This window comes from Mucilaginibacter terrigena, from assembly GCF_004168255.1.
GTDB classification, from domain to species: Bacteria; Bacteroidota; Bacteroidia; order Sphingobacteriales; family Sphingobacteriaceae; genus Mucilaginibacter; species Mucilaginibacter terrigena.
On record NZ_SEWG01000001.1, the window covers coordinates 821055 to 838282 of the forward strand.

The window sequence follows — 17228 nt, forward strand, 5'->3', positions numbered from 1 at the left end:
ATGGGTTTTAAAGCAGCATTGAGCAAGGTATTTGCCTGGTATGTAAACAGGCATTTGAATACTGTAAGGCAAAATGCTGTCGCGCTGCAGCAAAAAACATTCAGCAATTTAATTCACGATGCAAAAAACACCGCCTTTGGTACTGATCACCATTTTGATAAAATAAACTCATATGAGGATTTTAAAAAACACGTACCTGTACGAGATTACGAGGAACTACGACCGTACATAGAACGCGTAGTAAACGGCGAGGCCGATGTTATGTGGCCCGGCAAACCGGCTTACCTGGCTAAAACATCGGGCACAACATCGGGTGTAAAGTATATCCCCATCTCTAAAGAGAGCATGCCCGAGCATATCAAGGCTGCCCGTAACGCACTGTTAAGCTATATCCACGAAACAGGCAAGGCAGATTTTGTGGACGGCAAAATGATTTTCCTGCAAGGCAGCCCAGTACTGGCCGAAAAGCACGGTGTACAAACCGGCCGCTTATCGGGCATTGTGGCGCACCATGTGCCGGGCTATCTGCAAAAAAACAGGCTCCCATCATATCAAACTAACTGCATCGACGACTGGGAAGAAAAAGTGGATGCCATTGTAAAGGAAACCGCGACACAGGATCTGCGCCTGATATCGGGCATCCCCCCCTGGTGCCAGATGTATTTCGACAGGCTTTCGGTAGTATCGGGCGGAAAAAAGATAAAAGACATCTTCCCAAATTTTAAGCTATACGTACATGGCGGCGTAAACTACGAGCCCTACCGTGCCCGCATGGAAGAAAGCATCGGCTTCAAAATAGACAGCATAGAAACCTACCCCGCATCCGAAGGTTTTATCGCTTTCCAGGATTCGCAGAAAGAAAAAGGCCTGCTGCTGATGGTTGATGCGGGGATCTTCTACGAATTTATACCGTCCGACGAGTATTTTAACGATAACCCCACCCGCATCAACCTAAAAGATGTAGAGCTTGGTAAAAACTACGCCCTCATCATGAATACCAATGCAGGCTTATGGGGATACAGTTTGGGCGATACGGTAAAATTCGTTTCTAAAAACCCGTACAAGATTGTGGTAAGCGGGCGTATCAAACATTACATCTCCGCCTTCGGCGAACACGTTATCGGCGAAGAGGTTGAACAGGCCTTAATGGGTGTGGCCGCCGAAGAGGGTGTTGAGGTGATCGAATTTACAGTCGCCCCGCAGGTGGCGCCCACAACAGGCGAACTACCCTACCACGAATGGTTTGTAGAGTTTGGTAAAGAACCAAAAGACCCGGCAGCATTTGCCCTTAAGGTAGACAAAGCCCTGCAGCAAAAAAATATTTACTATTTTGACCTTATTGAGGGTAACATATTGCAACCATTAATAGTCAGAAGTTTAAAAAAGGATACTTTTATAAACTATATGCGCAGCCAAGGCAAACTTGGCGGGCAAAATAAAGTACCGCGGTTATCTAACGACAGGAAGATAGCGGATGAGTTGAAGGAATTTATTGTTTGATTGCTATATTGTTTAATTGTTCTATTGCTTTATTGTTGACAACTAATGGAAAAGAATTATTTACAATTAAACGATTTGACTTGTTATAAATCCTCCTTTGCATTTAGTAATGAGGTCTGGGGTTTAGTTTTAAAATTGGATTATTTTGCCAGGGATACTATCGGAAAGCAATTTGTTAATGCAGCGGATTCGATATCGGCAAATATAGCCGAAGGTTTTGGCAGGTATCATAAAAAGGATAAGATAAAATTTTACTATTATAGCTTTGGTTCTGTTAAAGAATGTGTGGATTGGTGTAACAAGGCATTAGCAAGAAACTTGATAACTCCCGAAACACATGCAAAATTATCTTTTACTTTAGATGCTTTGCCAAGAGAAATTCACCAACTAATAAAGTTTACAGACGAACGACTTAAAGTTTAACAATACAGCAATCTTAATATACCACGTTTGACCAACAATAAAACAATAGAACAATCTAACAATATCAGGTCTATTGCCATCCTCGGTTCTACCGGCAGCATAGGCACACAAACGCTTGAGGTTATCCGAGATAACAGCCAGTTGTTCAGGCCTTTTATGCTTACCGCGCACTCAAACGCGTACCTGCTTATCGAGCAGGCCATCGAGTTTGTGCCCCGGTATGCCATCATTTGCGATAATGCCAAATATCAGCAGGTAAAAGAAGCCCTTGCCCATTTGCCCATTACGGTGATGAGCGGGCACCAGGCGATTAAAGAAACGGTTACACATCCTGATATCGACATAGTGCTTACCGCCATGGTTGGCTTTGCCGGCTTGGAGCCTACTATCGAGGCCATAAAGGCTGGCAAAGATATCGCCTTAGCAAACAAAGAAACCCTGGTTGTTGCCGGCGAGATCATAACTACACTCGCAAAAAAACACAATGTTAAGATACTCCCGGTAGACAGCGAACACTCGGCGATATTCCAATGCCTTGCCGGCGAGGACTACAGCAAAATAGAAAAAATAATTATTACCGCATCCGGCGGGCCGTTCAGGGGTAAAACAAGCGACTTTTTGGCCGGTGTTACGCGTGAGCAGGCGCTTAAGCACCCCAACTGGGTAATGGGCGCCAAGATCACCATTGATTCGGCCTCGTTAATGAATAAAGGCCTGGAAGTTATCGAGGCCAAATGGTTGTTCGATCTGCGGGCCGATCAGATTGACGTTATTGTGCACCCGCAATCTATTGTCCATTCGCTGGTGCAGTTTGCTGATGGCTCAATAAAAGCACAAATGGGTTTACCTGATATGAAGTTGCCCATACAGTATGCCCTAACCTGCCCCAACCGTGTAAAAACAAATTACAAGCGGTTTAATTTTATGGATTATCCAAATCTTACGTTCGAAAAACCGGATATGGATACGTTTCGTAACTTAAAGCTGGCTTATGAGGCTTTAAACCGGGGCGGCAATATGCCCTGCATCATCAATGCCGCCAATGAGGTTGCCGTAGCTGCTTTTTTAAAAAACGAGACCGGATTTTTAGCCATGAGCGATGTGATTGAAACCTGCATGCAGAAGATCAGCTTCATTAAAGAGCCATCTTTACACGACTATTTGAATACTGATAAAGAAACACGCATATTTGCGCAAAATTTAATACAACAAATGCCGTTAAAGGCAATACAATCTTAATATACAGAATGAGCGTTTTAATAATGGCCGGCCAATTAATACTTGGTCTTTCAATTTTAGTGATACTACACGAGTTCGGGCATTTTTTAGCTGCCCGCGCTTTCGGAATAAAGGTTGAAAAATTTTACCTGTTCTTTGATGCCTGGGGTGTAAGCCTGTTTAAGTTTAATTACAAAGGTGTTGAGTATGGCATTGGCTGGCTGCCACTTGGCGGCTACGTAAAAATTGCCGGGATGATAGATGAATCGATGGATACCGATCAGCTTGCCGGCCCGCCGCAGCCCTGGGAGTTCCGTTCCAAACCGGCCTGGCAGCGCCTTATTGTAATGCTTGGCGGTATTATTGTAAATATTATAGTAGGTATATTTATATTTTGGGTGCTAACCATCCGTTACGGTGAAACTTACACGCCCAATTCTGAAATTAAAAATGGTATTGTACCCGGGGTTATCGGCCAAAAAATGGGCCTTAAAGCCGGTGATAAAATCTATGCGGTTAACGGCAAGCCTGTTGAGCGCTTTGAGGACCTGATAAGCTCGAAAGTGCTGCTTGATAAAACCGTGTTGAACGTACAGCGTGGCAACCAAACACTGGATATAAAAGTACCGCCGACTATTTTAAATGACCTGTCTGATCTGGGTATCGAAGAATTTATAAGCCGCTTACCGCGTGTTAAATTTGCTATAGATACCGTTGCATTAAAATGCGGCGCCCAAAGCGCCGGCTTAAAAAAGGGCGACAGTATCCTTGCCGTTAATAATAAGGCAATAACATACTTTGATGAGATGCAGGCCCAACTGCGCCAAAATAAAAACAAGCAGGTACAGCTTACCATTAAGCGCGATAACATCCTGGATACCGTAAATGCACATATCGATAAAAATGGTGTGCTCGGCTTTAAACCGAAAGCATTATTGCCAAAAGACACTACTATTAACTATGGGTTCTTTGGATCGTTACCTGTTGGCGCTACCAAAGCGTGGAGCATGTTTACGGATAACGCTAAAGGTATAGCCAAGATCTTTACCGGCCAGGTTAAGGCCCGTAAGGCTATATCAAGCCCTATAGGCATCGCTGTTATGTTTGGCAGCCACGTAGACTGGATTCGTTTTTGGAGCCTTGTGGGCTTCCTTTCGATGGTTTTAGCGCTAACTAACCTGCTGCCTATCCCGGGTTTGGATGGCGGGCATACTGTGTTCCTGATAATAGAAATGATAAAAGGCAAGCCGCTAAGTGATAAATTCCTGGAACGCGCGCAGATAGTTGGTTTTGTACTGCTGATATCCCTGATGGTGTTTGCCTTTGGTAATGACATTGTGAAGCAGGTAATGAAGAAATAGTAACCTTAAAAACGGAGCCTTTTAGATATTCGAAAGCCCATCTGTTTAGTCAGATGGGCTTTTTATGTGTTGTTGGCAAGCGTCAAAACAACGACGTGTTAGGCACTATCACCGCAGTCAGCAGCTTATCAACTTGTCATGCTGAACGCAGTTAAGCATCTATTCGCCGACATGCTTAACGGCCATGCAGCATTCGCTATTAGATCCACTCCGTTGGCCAACGGATCAGGATGACAAGGGGACTAAAACAAGAAAGCCGCTTCAAAATTGAAGCGGCTTTCTGATAATGTTATGTTTTATTTATAAAGTTGGGTCTGTAGGTGTTTCATCAATTATATCATAAGCAGTGCGTTCTTTTTTAAGGATTGCTGCACCTATTAAGGCAACAATACATCCGAATATTAAAGTTCCTATCGCTGCAACAACACTACCAATAACAGCTCCATATTTGAGGGTCATTTCTGCCGCCTTGTCAATTGTCTCCTGTGATTGATTTTGTTCTGCCAATTTTGCTCCCTGCGCGTCAACTATTTGTTGCATAGTTCCCGGACTTAAAACACTTAGGTATAGGTATAGAAATACTGCGGTTAACAAACCTGAAAACAGTGCATATCTAAAACCTGGGTTAAACGCTTGCCCAAATGTTATAAAACCGCCTAATTGATCTTTATACTCCTTTTGGGCCAAAAAACAAAATCCTATAAAAGGCAAATAGCTAATGTATTTAATGGGTGAATCCTGAGCAAGGTGCAAAAACTCGTATGTATAGGTCAGAACAATAGATACGCCCAAATAAAATAATGCCCATTTAGTGGCGATAATAGTTGGGTTTGGTGCTTTAGTTTCCATAGTTAATTGATAAGGGTTTATAATTAATTTTTATTTAAAGCTAAGCAATATTTCTAAAACAGCCATATCAAATGGTTTATTTACGGCATTATCTGCAATGACCCTTTTCTCCTCTGCCGAAACTTCAGGGTTTTGAAAAAAGCAGATCATGGGGTAAAACAGTTCTTTCACTTCCGAATCCTCGGGGATAGTTTTGGCTACTTTATTTACTTCGCTCACGGGGCTTTCTATAAGTACCTGGTGCGCTATAACCGGTTCGTAAATGCGGTACTCGTCCTGAAACTCGTCCTCATCAACCAGTAAAAACTCTTTCAGGTAATCTTCCAGCTCAGGGTCGATGTTTTCGTCCTCGCACTCATTCAGATATAATAATAAGTTCAACAGCTCGGTACCACGGTCAAGCGTTTGTTCCTCAATATCTTCCCATTCGGGGGTTTCCAGGTAGTCGTCTTCAAGTTTCTTTACGTCCTCGCTAAAAAAGTTGATCATCAGCAGATCAAAAAACACTTCGCGAAGCTCTTCCAACTGCGGCTGATCATCAAAAACGGCATCAAGTGAATCTACTTTAGTTAAAAAATCATCATCAGATGAAAAAACAGCTTCAAATTTTGCGGTAAGCGCGGCAGCATCGAAGCCGCCATATTGTGTAAAAGCATTTAAAGCGCCTGTAATGGCTGATCTTACTTTTGGGTCGGTCATGTGGTTATGTGTTAAAATTTCGAGATCTGTTTGTTATTACAGGTTAACAATACTTTACCTTTTAAGTTCTGCCCTATAAAAGGTGAATTGTAACTTTTTGAGCGGTTGTTGGCCCTTGTATATTCCCATTCGCCATCGGCGCTAAACAATACCAGGTTGGCGGTTGCGCCTTCGGTTACCGTTGGCACATCAATATTCAATATTTTACGCGGATTTATGGCCAGCTTTTCAACTATCAGCCCGACAGGTAATCCCACCTGCAAGGCCAGCGAGAAAGCCGTCTGCAGCCCGATTATGCCATATTCGGCCACTTCAAACTCCACATCCTTAAACTCAATTTCGTGCGGGGTGTGCTGACTTACAATAGCATCTATGGTGCCATCTTTTAAACCTGCTACCAGCGCGTCTACATCCTTTTGGGTGCGCAGCGGTGGTTTTACTTTGTACAGGCTGTCGAAGCCCATCAGGGCCTCGTCGGTAAGTATAAGGTTATGCGCGGCAACATCGCAGGTTACCTTTAAACCCTTGCGTTTGCCTTCGCGGATCAGTTCGACAGCGTGTTCGGTAGATATAGTGGTAAAGTGGATCTCAGAATCGGTATCCTCGGCAAGATAAAGGTCGCGGGCTATCATCAGTTCTTCGGCCAGCGCGGGTATACCTTTCATGCCCAGCATAGTACTCACCACACCTTCGTTCACCTTTGCCTTACCGGCTATAGAAGTATCTTCGGGGTACGAGATCACCTTAGCGCCAAAGTTTTGAACGTACAGCAGCGCACGTTCCATCAGGCCGGCATCCTGCACGGGGCGGTTACCATCTGTAAAGGCTTTTGCACCGCTCTTGAACATGTCGAACATCTCGGCCATATCCTTGCCTTCGCGTTTGTTAGAGATGGCGCCCAGGGGGTAAATATCCACCAGGTTATTTTTAGCGCGGTTAAGCAGGTATTCAACCTCGGCTTTTGAATGCACCGGCGGGTGGGTGTTTGGTGTTAAAGCTATCCCAGTGAAACCGCCTGCTGCTGCAGCAGCCGTACCGGTTTGCAGGTCCTCCTTGGTTTCTAAACCCAGTTCGCCAACGTTACAGTTCAGGTCGAAAAAACCCGGCGAAAGGTAATAGCCTTTAGCCTCGACAGTTTTTACATCCTCGTTTATCGACTTTGCAATTTTTGTAATGATGCCTTTTTCTATTAAAATATCGGCAACCTTATTATTAAAGGGCGAAGCGGGGTCTACAACAGTGGCGGATTTGATAAGCAAATTCATTAGCGCTGTTTTATGGTGGGTTTAGTTAATATCTGCCGGTTGCGAAAAGCTTGTTTTATTGGTTTTGTAATACCTTATCAGCAAGGTTTCGGCAGCCAGAAATATCAATGCCAAAATTATACAAAGTTTCCATAATTGAAGCCCTGAATTTGCAGGGCCTGCATTTAGTTTATTCGCGTTTAGCAAGGTGCCGTTTTTGGGGAATAGTTTTTCCAGGTCGGCTGTGCTTAGGTATGAAAGGTCAGATTCCGTACGGTTATCGTTAAAGGCCAAAACGGCTGCGGTGCTGTCCTGCTTTTTCAGATCATAAATGCCGGTTTCGCTAAGCTGGCCGGGCAGGTAAAACATGGTGCTCCCCTCCTGCTGTTTTACATCAGGGATGATGGTTTCATTGCCCTTTACCAGTTTTACCAATTGTTTTTCAGTTGATTGTAGCGGCACTGTCTCAATAGGCTCGCTGTTCCCTGTGGTATAAAACAAGGGCTGGTCGTGCCCGCTCAGCAGGGCTATCCTGAACATCACCGGCACAAACAAAGCATGAACCGGAAGGTTGCTAAAATCCTCGTTCAAAGCTACGGCAGCTACATATACCTTGCCCCTGCCGGTTGTAGTGCCCTGCCAGAAGGTTTGCCCGGCCTGCATCCTCATCAGGTATTCGCCCCGGCGGGTACCGGCGCTTAAGGCGTAATATTGCTTCACCACGGGCAGGTCTGGGTTTTGCGGCGATGATTCAAAGATGCTTTTGAACACCGGGCTTTGCAGGTTAATGGCCGACACTTTAGTGGCCTCGGTTTTCAATCCTTCGGGGTATGCCGCGCCTATGGGCTGTAAAAAAGCTTTGTAACTATCAAGATCTGCATCGGCAGCGGGGAAAACCATCAGGGTACCGCCCTTGCTTGCGTAAGTTTTTAAAGCTTGCGCCAAACCTGCCGATATGGTTTTGATATCGCTTAAAACAATAATGGGATAAGCATTTAAACCTGCATAATCTACATTACCATCTGGCACCTGTTTTGGCGCGAAAAATGCATCAGCCCCAAAAACAGCGCTTAAATACTTGTTTGGCGCGCCGCCATTAATGAGCAGTACAGGCAATTTATCGTTCACCTTAAATGTGAAATAAAACTGATTATCGAACGTAACCGGGTTATCCTGCAATTGGATCTCTCCTCTTTGCCAGCCGCTTTGTAAGCCCGAAAATGATAAAGTATCGGTTTGCGCCGAACGGGCATTTACCGTAAAACTACCGATAGCCTTCTGCACACCGTTTATCAGCAGTTTAAGCGGCACTTTCTCTGCCGCTTTATCGGCGTAATTGCGCAGCCTTACCACCATCTTCTCGCTTTCGCCGGGGCGGTGCGTGGCGTTCAGCATCCATACCGAATCGACCGCTACATTTGGCAGTGTATTGGCCTTTAGCTGTACTAAATTCACAGGGAAGCCTGCATCCGCAAGTGGCGATGTCCCTTCTATGTTCTTCTGAAAATCGGACAGGATATAGCTTAGTTTAGGCGAGTTGGCCTGCATATTCAGGAGGCTTTGCTGCCGCGCGATAACCTGGTTTATTTGCCTGCTCTGCGCACTGATCTTTACCGCGTCCACCGCGTCGTTAAACTCGGTGCGGTTAAGCAGCCGCTGATGCTTGCCCTCAAAATCCTGCGTAAGGAGCTGGAAACGGTCGTTTATATTGTAAGAGGCGGCTATTTGTTTGGCCTTTTGTTTAGCCTCATCAAGCAATGTACCCTCGCGGTTTAGGGTTTGCATCGAGTACGAGTTATCTACAAAAATGCTTACCACCTGCTGCTTGCCCACGTTGGCTTCATCCTTACCAGTAATGTATGGCCCGGCAAAGGCCAGCACCAAAAACAACAGGGCCAGCAAGCGCGAGGCCAGTACCAGGCGCTCCTTTAAATTACGGCGGCTTGCCTGCTGCTCCTGCACCTCTTTCAAAAACTGCACATTGCTAAAAAGCACCTTTTTATACCGCCTGAAATTGAACAGGTGAATTATAACAGGGATAGCCAGCGTTAACAGTGCAAATAAAAAAGCGGGATATAAAAAGTGCATTACGCAAATGTGCAAATTATTGGGCAGATGCAGGAATATGTATTGTGTTTACAGGCGAAGATATTGTTATTACAATTACCCTTTAAATAAGCTACTCTTCAATCTTATTGATTAGCAAAGCCAGCCCTGTTTTTACCTTTTTAATCAGCAATACCAGATCATCCGGCGAAAGGTCCTGGTGCAGGTCGTCTTCGTTTATATCGTTCATCTTATCCAGGATCTGGTCTAAGCCAAGGTCGTGTTCTTCGTTCAGGTTATCGCCATCCAGTTCCAGTACTACAAACAGGCTGCTAAGGCGCTGATAGTAGGTTTCGGTGTTTAACTTATCCAGCGTATGGTATTCCAGCTTTAGCCGGTATAAAAATTCATCTAATATCATCTGCCTAAAATAAAACAGGTGGTTTAGTCATTGCCAGCTAAACCACCTGCGTGTAAATATTGTGTCGTTTTGCCTAACCTCTGCGCCTGCGGCGTTTTTTCTTAGTTTCGGCTTGTTTCCGTTTTTTTGATTTGCTAACCGTTTGCTTCTTTTTGGGTTCGGCCTGCTTTACAACAGCGGGCTTATCGTTATCTACCGTTGTAGAATCTTTACTTAGCTGTTTTACGGTAAAGTTGTTGCTGCGCAGGCTGTATTCTAACTGGCGTTTTGCACCGGTGGGTTTAGCTGCAGCCGTATTGCCATCGTATATCGGGAACTCGCGGATCAGTTTGCCTTCCTTTATATAAAAGTTATCATTACCCCGGTAACCTTTTTTTTGTGAATTGGTAAGCTTTGGGAAATCCAGCTTATCGGCATCATTGTTACGAAACTCAAACGCATACACCCTGGCATAATTAACCGTATCCTTTCCTTTTGACTGGATCAAGATCTCGGGGTTGCCATCCAGATCCATATCGGCGTTGTACACGTCGGTAATAGTACCGTCAAGATCGCCGGTGGTAGTGGTATATTTCATGCCCGATGAATCGGAATGCAGGATGGCAAAAGCGCCGGTTTGGGTTGAGCCCCTGCCCCAGCTTACCACATCGTACGTTTGCCCCGGCGATACTTCTATCGCTTTGTGGAAACGGAACGGCGCCATAACCACCGGTTTAGCTACTATGCTGTGATTTACAGCCGGCTTTTTATCGCCACCGCCGCAGGCTGCTATGGACAGGCAAACTGCTGATATGAATAAATAGTTTCTAAAATTCATACGTGAATATAGCGATTAATTAAACATCATATCGGGTGATATCTCTCCTTTTGGCTTACCCGGTATGGTCATATAAACCCGCAGGCCGCTGCCCGAAGAGTTGGCGTCAACATATTTTATGGTAATTTTGTGATAACCTTTAAGCAACGGTATGGCGCCCTGCTGCTCAACCTGGCCTGTGCGGCCGTCATTATCTACAATTGGTACATCATCAATTAATAACACCGAACCGTTAGATGACTGGGTGGAAAACGCATAAGTACCATCAACATCAGCCTTAAGGTAACCACTAAAAACGACACCATATTTGTTAAAAGCTTTTTTAAACGCGCTTAACGCGGTACTAAAGCTTTTTGCTATGCCTGTATCAATTACAGCAGCGGGGTTTATCTGCGTGGTATTTACATAAGTACCGGCCGATGCCTGATACTTTAGTCCCGGTGTATTGCCTGAGTACTGAACCGGCGCTAACGGGGCTTTATTAAACATTTTTGAAGCTGTAACCACACTACGTTTGCCGGAAGGTGTAATTACAATGGTTTTCAGATCGCGGTACTCGTTAAGCGGCACCGGGTAGGTCATTGGCCTGGTGTACAGTATCTCCGTTTCGCGCGGGGTGTAACCATCTATGGTATAATATACCTTTGCGCCGGTTACAGGCGACTTAAGATCAACCGTCATGGCAGAGCCTATCATCACTGTATCGGCACCACCAATAGCCGGCGGTACACGGAAATTGTAACCATTTTTATCGAACCAGGCTAAATGCGTTGGCAGGCGTGTTTCAGAAAAATCCTTGTAGTTTTTATTGGCGGTTGGTGTCCAGGCTACTTCAGACAGTGCCAGCATACGCGGCAATAGCATGTATTCAACCTTGGTATCGGTGGTAATGTATTCCGTCCATAGGTTGGCTTGCACACCTTTGATGTACTTTTGCTGCTCGGGCGTTAAGGCCGCGGGTGTTGGGTTATAAGCATAAGTGCGATACATTGGCGCATTGCCGCCGATGCCAACAGGCTCCTGGTTTATTTTGCCCTGTGCGTGGTCAAAATATAACGCCTGGCTGCTTGGTGTCATAATTACATCGTGGTGTTGTTTAGCGGCCTCTATACCGCCTTCTTCGCCCCTCCAGCTCATTACGGTAGCGTTTGGCGCAAGTCCGCCTTCCAATATCTCGTCCCAGCCAATAATGCTGCGGCCTTTGCTGTTCACAAATTTTTCCATCCGCTGGATGAAATAGCTTTGCAGGCCATGCTCATCTTTCAGTTTAAGGCGCTTGATCAGGTCCTGGCAAAATTTAGATTGCTTCCATACATCTTTGGGTGCTTCGTCGCCACCAATGTGGATGTATTTACTTGGGAACAGGTCTATCACCTCCGTCAATACATCCTGCAAAAAGCTGAATGTTTTTTCGGATGGGCAATAAATGTTGTTGAACACCCCCCATTTACCGGTCACCTCGTATTTTTGAGTTGGATCGCAGCTCAGTTCCGGATATGCAGACAATGCGGCTAATGCATGGCCCGGCATTTCAATTTCGGGTACAATGGTGATATAACGGTCGGCGGCGTATTTGATCACATCGCGGATCTGGTCCTGGGTGTAATAACCCGATACCGGTACACCATCGTACTGAAGCGGCGTGCGGTCTTTATAATTACCTATCACGCTTTCCTTGCGGGTACTGCCAACGGAGGTAAGCTTTGGATATTTTTTGATCTCGATGCGCCATCCTTGATCATCAGTTAAATGCCAGTGAAAAGTGTTTAGCTTATATGCAGCCATCAGATCGATATACTTTTTTACAAACTCCACCGAGAAAAAGTGGCGGCACACATCGAGCATCATACCCCTGTAACCAAAACGGGGGTAATCTTCTATGGTTACGGCCGGCAGCTTTGCGGTGGCTGCCCTTTCAAGCGGCATTAACTGTATCAGCGTTTGCACGCCATAAAACAGACCTGCCCCCTTACCTGCAACGGTTATTTGCTGCGGGGTAATGGTAATGCGGTAACCCTCGGCAGGCAGGTTTTCGGTACCGCTCGATGTTAAATATATGGTTGTGGTGCTAACGCGGGCGTTTCTTAAACCAACCTGTTTGTTGTAGGCCATATTATTGGCTAAAAATGCGGAGAAGAACTGAACGGCTTTGTTAATTGGTGTATCCGCCTGTATAACAGTTTCCTGGCTCAGCACAAATTCGCCGGGGGCTTTTTTAACAGATACCGGCGCGGGAATGATCCCGGCGTATGGGTCGGTGTCCTGGGCATTAACAATAACTGATGAGGCCATCAAAAAGGTAAGCAGTAATGCAGAGATCTTTTTATTCATAGTAAAACGGGAATCAGGTGTTATAATGAGGTCGTAATTTAGCATTATAAAAGTAAAAGGCCAATTCTTTGAAAGAATTGGCCTTTTACTTTTATGAAGATTGGTGATTGGAGATCAAAGATTAGTAATAAAGATTAGTTATCAGAGATTAAAGATTAGGTTTTAAAAGCCCAAATCAGACAAGACCTAATCTTCAATTAACTGCTCTCTAATCACTATCACGCGGTAACCACGTGCTCTTTCCCACCAAGGTACCGTTCGGCATCAATTGCGGCCATACAACCTGTACCAGCCGCTGTTACGGCCTGGCGGTAGATATGGTCTTGCGCGTCGCCGCAGCAAAACACGCCTTCAATGTTGGTTTCGGTTGATCCGGGACGAGTGATGATATAACCTGTTTCGTCCATATTAATGATACCGCGGAAGATATCGGTATTAGGCTTATGGCCTATTGCTACAAAGAAACCGGTAACGTCCAGCGTGCGGTCTTCGTTAGTAACGTTATTGCAAACCTTAACCGCGTTAACACTCTGGCCATCGCCTAAAATTTCGATAGTATCGGTATTGTATAAAATTTCTATGTTCGGGGTGTTCAACACTCGGTGAACCATCGCTTTTGAAGCGCGGAACTCGTCGCGGCGAACGATCATATATACCTTACGGCAAAGTTTAGCCAAATAGGTAGCTTCTTCGGCAGCGGTATCGCCCGCGCCAACAATGGCTACATCCTGCCCTTTAAAGAAAAAGCCATCACAAACCGCGCAGGCCGATACACCAAAGCCACTGTATTTTTGCTCACTCTCCAAACCCAACCATTTTGCAGATGCACCGGTAGAAATAATAACAGTATCGGCCAGGATGGTTTTGCTTTCATCAACCGTAACCTTGTGTGGCAGCGATGAAAAATCAACTGAACTTACATAGCCGAAGCGGATATCGGTACCCAGGCGCTCGGCCTGTTTGCGAAAATCTTCCATCATTTCGGGGCCCATGATACCATCAGGATAGCCGGGGAAATTCTCAACATCGGTGGTTTGGGTAAGCTGCCCGCCTGCCAGCATACCGGTGTACATAACAGGGTGAAGGTCGGCACGTGAAGCATAAATAGCTGCGGTATAGCCCGCCGGACCCGACCCTATGATAAGGCATTTTACGTGTTCAGTATCTTGTGACATTTGTATTTTAAATGAGATGCGAATTTAAGCTTTATACCCCATTGTGCCAATAGGGAATAGTCAACATACTGCCATACGTTAATGACTATTTACCAACATTCGCTTTCAACACCCTGATGAAATTACCACCCAAGATCTTATCGATATCCTTTTCGCTATAGTTTAGTTTAAGTAGTTCGGCAGTTATTTTGGGATAATCGGTAACGCTGTCCAACCCCAGTGGGTAGGATTCCGCACCGTCGAAGTCAGAGCCTATACCCACATGGTCGGCACCTATCAGCTTCACCATATAATCGAGGTGTTTGATAAGCATCCTTAAAGGCGGGCGAAACTGGTCGGCCTCGGTTTTGTTGATCACATTAAGGCGAATGCTGGCCAGGTCATAATCGTTGTAGATCTTGATCAATGAATCTAACTCTGCTTTGTGCTTTACCAGGTATGCTTCGTGCCTGTCGTTGTAAGCGCTATCCACAAAACCGCTGTAAAAATTAAGGAACACCACTCCCCCGTTTTTGGCGATGGCTTTTAGCTGGTAATCTTTTAAGTTACGGCGGTGGGGGTCTAAGGTATATACGCAGCTATGCGAGGCAATAACCGGCTTGGTGGTGATAGCCATTACATCATTAAAGGTTTGCTCGCCGGGGTGCGACAGATCGATGATTACACCCAGGTTGTTCAACTTTTTAACTACTTGTTTACCAAATTCAGTTAGCCCTTTGTGTTTTAAAGTATCGCCATGCAAAACTTCGTCGCGGGCGGATGTTGCCCAACTGGTGCTGTTGTTCCAGGTAAGGGTTAGGTAGGCCATGCCGCGTTTGTGCAGGCTATCTATATAATCCAGCCTGTCCTCTATCATGTGGCCGCCTTCTACGCCTATCATGGCAGCCAGCTTATTTTGTTTCACCGTTTTCTGCAGATCGGCAGCGGTGCGTACCAACTGTATTTTTTGGGGATAACGTTTGATTAGCGCGTATAGCGAATCTATCTCGCGGTTGGCAAAGTTATAAGCTGTACCGTTACCATACTGATCGCCGCACCAAACGGAAAACACCTGCACATCCAACCCGCCCTGTTTTGCGCGCGGCAGATCGAAGTTACCGGTAGTTTGGAGCTTGCCCAAATCTACCTTTGTTATCAGTTGGTTTGATAAGGCATCGTTATGGGTATCTATCAGGATAGCCCGCTGATGGACCTGTTCAACATTTTGGGCGGATGCGGATAGTGCGGATATTAAGAATAACGGTAGAAGAATTTTTTTCATATTTTGAAGGTAGGAAAAAAACATGTCATTGCGAGCGATAGCGTGTCAATCTTAGCATATCCGCTTGTCCTCTGAGATTGCCACGTCGCTACGCTCCTCGCAATGACATAGTTTCACTAATTTCTAATCACTAACTTACGTCTGTATTATCCCAACATTAAATTGCTTTTCTATCGGCGCGTGGTTGGCTACCTCGATACCCATGGAAATCACCTTGCGGGTTTCCAGCGGGTCGATAATACCATCAACCCAAAGCCTTGCGGCTGCATAGTATGGCGTGGTTTGCGCGTTGTAGCGGTCGGTGGTTTGTTTAAGCAGTTCGGCTTCTTTTACATCATCTACTTGTTCGCCTTTTGCCTTTAAGCCTGCCGCCTGCATCTGCACCAATACCTTGGCTGCCTGACTGCCGCCCATTACGGCTATTTTTGCCGATGGCCACGCGTATATCAACCGTGGGTCGTAAGCTTTACCACACATGGCATAATTGCCTGCGCCATAGGAATTACCTATCACAATGGTAAATTTTGGCACCACTGAATTAGCAACCGCGTTCACCATTTTGGCACCGTCTTTTATAATGCCGCCATGCTCGCTGCGGCTGCCTACCATAAAGCCGGTAACATCCTGTAGAAAAACCAGCGGGATCTTCTTTTGGTTACAGTTCATGATAAAACGGGTTGCCTTATCTGCCGAGTCGGAATAGATCACCCCGCCAAACTGCATCTCGCCTTTTTTTGATTTGATCACCTTGCGCTGGTTGGCCACAATACCAACCGCCCAACCATCCACACGGCCAAGCCCGCAGATGATGGATTGCCCATATCCTGCCTTGTATTCTTCAAGTTCCGAATCATCTACCAGGCGTTTGATGATCTCTTTCATGTCATACGCCTTCTCGCGGTTATCGGGCAGTATGCCGTAAATATCTTTTTCGTTCAGTTTTGGGGCAGAGGGTTTAATGCGGTCGAACCCGGCCTTGTTGTAATCGCCAACCTTGTTCATGATGTTACGGATAGAATCAAGGCAGGCCTTATCGTTAGGGTGTTTATAATCTGTAACGCCCGAAATTTCACTTTGGGTGGTAGCGCCGCCCAGTGTTTCGTTATCCACATCCTCACCTATGGCAGATTTAACGAGGTATGATCCCGCCAGGAAAACAGAACCCGTACCCTCCACGATCATGGCTTCATCGCTCATAATAGGCAGGTAAGCACCGCCAGCCACGCACGAACCCATAATAGCAGCGATCTGGATAATCCCCATGCTGCTCATGATGGCGTTATTGCGAAATATGCGGCCAAAGTGTTCCTTATCGGGGAAGATCTCGTCCTGCAAAGGAAGGAACACACCCGCCGAATCGACCAGATAAATAATGGGCAGGCGGTTTTCCATCGCAATTTCCTGCGCGCGAAGGTTTTTCTTGGCTGTTATCGGGAACCAGGCACCGGCCTTAACGGTAGCGTCGTTGGCAACCACCACGCATTGCCTGCCGCTTACATAACCAATACCGCAAACCACGCCGCCGCTGGGGCAGCCGCCATGCTCGGTATACATGCCATCGGCAGTAAAAGCGCCAACTTCCAGCCAGGGTTTGTCGTCATCAATCAAATAAGCTACACGCTCACGGGCAAGCATTTTGCCTTTTTCTTTTTGTTTGGCAGCGGCCTTTTCGCCGCCACCAAGGAATATCTTTTTAAGCCTTGTATTAAATTCGTAAACGAGCTGTTTGTTAACATCCTCATTCTTATTGAATTCCAGATCCATACGTGTTTATAATAGGTTATGTAATTTTAGGAAAATAAATTAGAAATAACCCCCCTTGCAGTGTAATTTATTATGCATGCATAATAAATACAAGTACAGAAGCTATATTTTTATCTAAT

General features: G+C 45.6%; 14 protein-coding genes. 4 read left to right on the top strand and 10 right to left on the bottom strand.

Annotated elements, in window-relative coordinates; translation table 11 throughout:
* The 4 genes from EWM62_RS03580 (at position 1) to rseP (ending at position 4502) form a co-directional block, all read left to right on the top strand.
* Complete coding sequence (locus EWM62_RS03580; protein ID WP_129875252.1) at positions 1-1500, top strand: GH3 auxin-responsive promoter family protein; 1500 nt, start codon at positions 1-3, stop codon at positions 1498-1500.
* A 45-nt stretch (positions 1501-1545) separates the two neighbouring features.
* On the top strand, positions 1546-1923 hold the full coding sequence (locus EWM62_RS03585) for a four helix bundle protein (RefSeq protein WP_129875253.1): 378 nt from the start codon (positions 1546-1548) through the stop codon (positions 1921-1923).
* A gap of 63 nt (positions 1924-1986) precedes the next feature.
* Complete coding sequence (locus EWM62_RS03590; RefSeq protein ID WP_129875317.1) at positions 1987-3162, top strand: 1-deoxy-D-xylulose-5-phosphate reductoisomerase; 1176 nt, start codon at positions 1987-1989, stop codon at positions 3160-3162.
* A gap of 8 nt (positions 3163-3170) precedes the next feature.
* On the top strand, positions 3171-4502 hold the full coding sequence (rseP, locus tag EWM62_RS03595) for an RIP metalloprotease RseP (protein WP_129875254.1): 1332 nt from the start codon (positions 3171-3173) through the stop codon (positions 4500-4502).
* Between the two features lie 300 nt (positions 4503-4802).
* Here rseP and EWM62_RS03600 read toward each other — a convergent pair whose 3' ends face one another.
* The 10 genes from EWM62_RS03600 to EWM62_RS03645 all read right to left on the bottom strand — a co-directional run bounded on the left by EWM62_RS03600 (position 4803) and on the right by EWM62_RS03645 (position 17109).
* A complete protein-coding gene (locus tag EWM62_RS03600) occupies positions 4803-5351 on the bottom strand; it encodes a DUF4199 domain-containing protein (protein ID WP_129875255.1) in 549 nt (182 codons plus the stop codon).
* Between the two features lie 30 nt (positions 5352-5381).
* Positions 5382-6050 (bottom strand): hypothetical protein, encoded by a 669-nt coding sequence (locus EWM62_RS03605; RefSeq protein WP_129875256.1) that lies wholly within the window; start codon positions 6048-6050, stop codon positions 5382-5384.
* A gap of 11 nt (positions 6051-6061) precedes the next feature.
* On the bottom strand, positions 6062-7315 hold the full coding sequence (locus EWM62_RS03610; protein ID WP_129875257.1) for a dihydroorotase: 1254 nt from the start codon (positions 7313-7315) through the stop codon (positions 6062-6064).
* A gap of 21 nt (positions 7316-7336) precedes the next feature.
* Positions 7337-9382, bottom strand: coding sequence for a BatA domain-containing protein (locus EWM62_RS03615; protein ID WP_129875258.1), 2046 nt, complete (start codon positions 9380-9382; stop codon positions 7337-7339).
* Positions 9383-9473: 91 nt separating this feature from the next.
* Positions 9474-9761 carry a hypothetical protein gene (locus EWM62_RS03620; protein WP_129875259.1) on the bottom strand — a complete coding sequence of 96 codons (288 nt, stop codon included), beginning with the start codon at positions 9759-9761 and terminating at the stop codon, positions 9474-9476.
* Between the two features lie 73 nt (positions 9762-9834).
* Positions 9835-10578, bottom strand: a complete 744-nt coding sequence (locus EWM62_RS03625; RefSeq protein WP_129875260.1) for a hypothetical protein — start codon at positions 10576-10578, stop codon at positions 9835-9837.
* Positions 10579-10593: 15 nt separating this feature from the next.
* The gene (locus tag EWM62_RS03630) at positions 10594-12909 is read right to left on the bottom strand and encodes a family 20 glycosylhydrolase (protein ID WP_129875261.1); all 2316 of its coding nucleotides are present in this window, start codon (positions 12907-12909) and stop codon (positions 10594-10596) included.
* Between the two features lie 218 nt (positions 12910-13127).
* Positions 13128-14084, bottom strand: coding sequence for a thioredoxin-disulfide reductase (gene trxB / locus EWM62_RS03635; protein WP_129875262.1), 957 nt, complete (start codon positions 14082-14084; stop codon positions 13128-13130).
* 85 nt (positions 14085-14169) lie between these two features.
* Positions 14170-15345: a dipeptidase gene (locus EWM62_RS03640; protein WP_129875263.1), complete on the bottom strand. Its 1176-nt coding sequence runs from the start codon at positions 15343-15345 to the stop codon at positions 14170-14172.
* Positions 15346-15480: 135 nt separating this feature from the next.
* Positions 15481-17109: an acyl-CoA carboxylase subunit beta gene (locus tag EWM62_RS03645; RefSeq protein WP_129875264.1), complete on the bottom strand. Its 1629-nt coding sequence runs from the start codon at positions 17107-17109 to the stop codon at positions 15481-15483.
* Between the last annotated feature and the right edge of the window lie 119 nt (positions 17110-17228).

What these genes read in the sequence shown, in the direction of transcription:
- EWM62_RS03580 (WP_129875252.1), top strand. Translation starts at nt 1, where the DNA reads ATGGGTTTTAAAGCAGCATTGAGCAAGGTATTTGCCTGGTATGTAAAC.
- EWM62_RS03585 (WP_129875253.1), top strand. Translation starts at nt 1,546, where the DNA reads ATGGAAAAGAATTATTTACAATTAAACGATTTGACTTGTTATAAATCC.
- rseP (WP_129875254.1), top strand. Translation starts at nt 3,171, where the DNA reads ATGAGCGTTTTAATAATGGCCGGCCAATTAATACTTGGTCTTTCAATT.
- EWM62_RS03600 (WP_129875255.1), bottom strand. Translation starts at nt 5,351, where the DNA reads ATGGAAACTAAAGCACCAAACCCAACTATTATCGCCACTAAATGGGCA.
- EWM62_RS03605 (WP_129875256.1), bottom strand. Translation starts at nt 6,050, where the DNA reads ATGACCGACCCAAAAGTAAGATCAGCCATTACAGGCGCTTTAAATGCT.
- EWM62_RS03610 (WP_129875257.1), bottom strand. Translation starts at nt 7,315, where the DNA reads ATGAATTTGCTTATCAAATCCGCCACTGTTGTAGACCCCGCTTCGCCC.
- EWM62_RS03615 (WP_129875258.1), bottom strand. Translation starts at nt 9,382, where the DNA reads ATGCACTTTTTATATCCCGCTTTTTTATTTGCACTGTTAACGCTGGCT.
- EWM62_RS03620 (WP_129875259.1), bottom strand. Translation starts at nt 9,761, where the DNA reads ATGATATTAGATGAATTTTTATACCGGCTAAAGCTGGAATACCATACG.
- EWM62_RS03625 (WP_129875260.1), bottom strand. Translation starts at nt 10,578, where the DNA reads ATGAATTTTAGAAACTATTTATTCATATCAGCAGTTTGCCTGTCCATA.
- EWM62_RS03630 (WP_129875261.1), bottom strand. Translation starts at nt 12,909, where the DNA reads ATGAATAAAAAGATCTCTGCATTACTGCTTACCTTTTTGATGGCCTCA.
- trxB (WP_129875262.1), bottom strand. Translation starts at nt 14,084, where the DNA reads ATGTCACAAGATACTGAACACGTAAAATGCCTTATCATAGGGTCGGGT.
- EWM62_RS03640 (WP_129875263.1), bottom strand. Translation starts at nt 15,345, where the DNA reads ATGAAAAAAATTCTTCTACCGTTATTCTTAATATCCGCACTATCCGCA.
- EWM62_RS03645 (WP_129875264.1), bottom strand. Translation starts at nt 17,109, where the DNA reads ATGGATCTGGAATTCAATAAGAATGAGGATGTTAACAAACAGCTCGTT.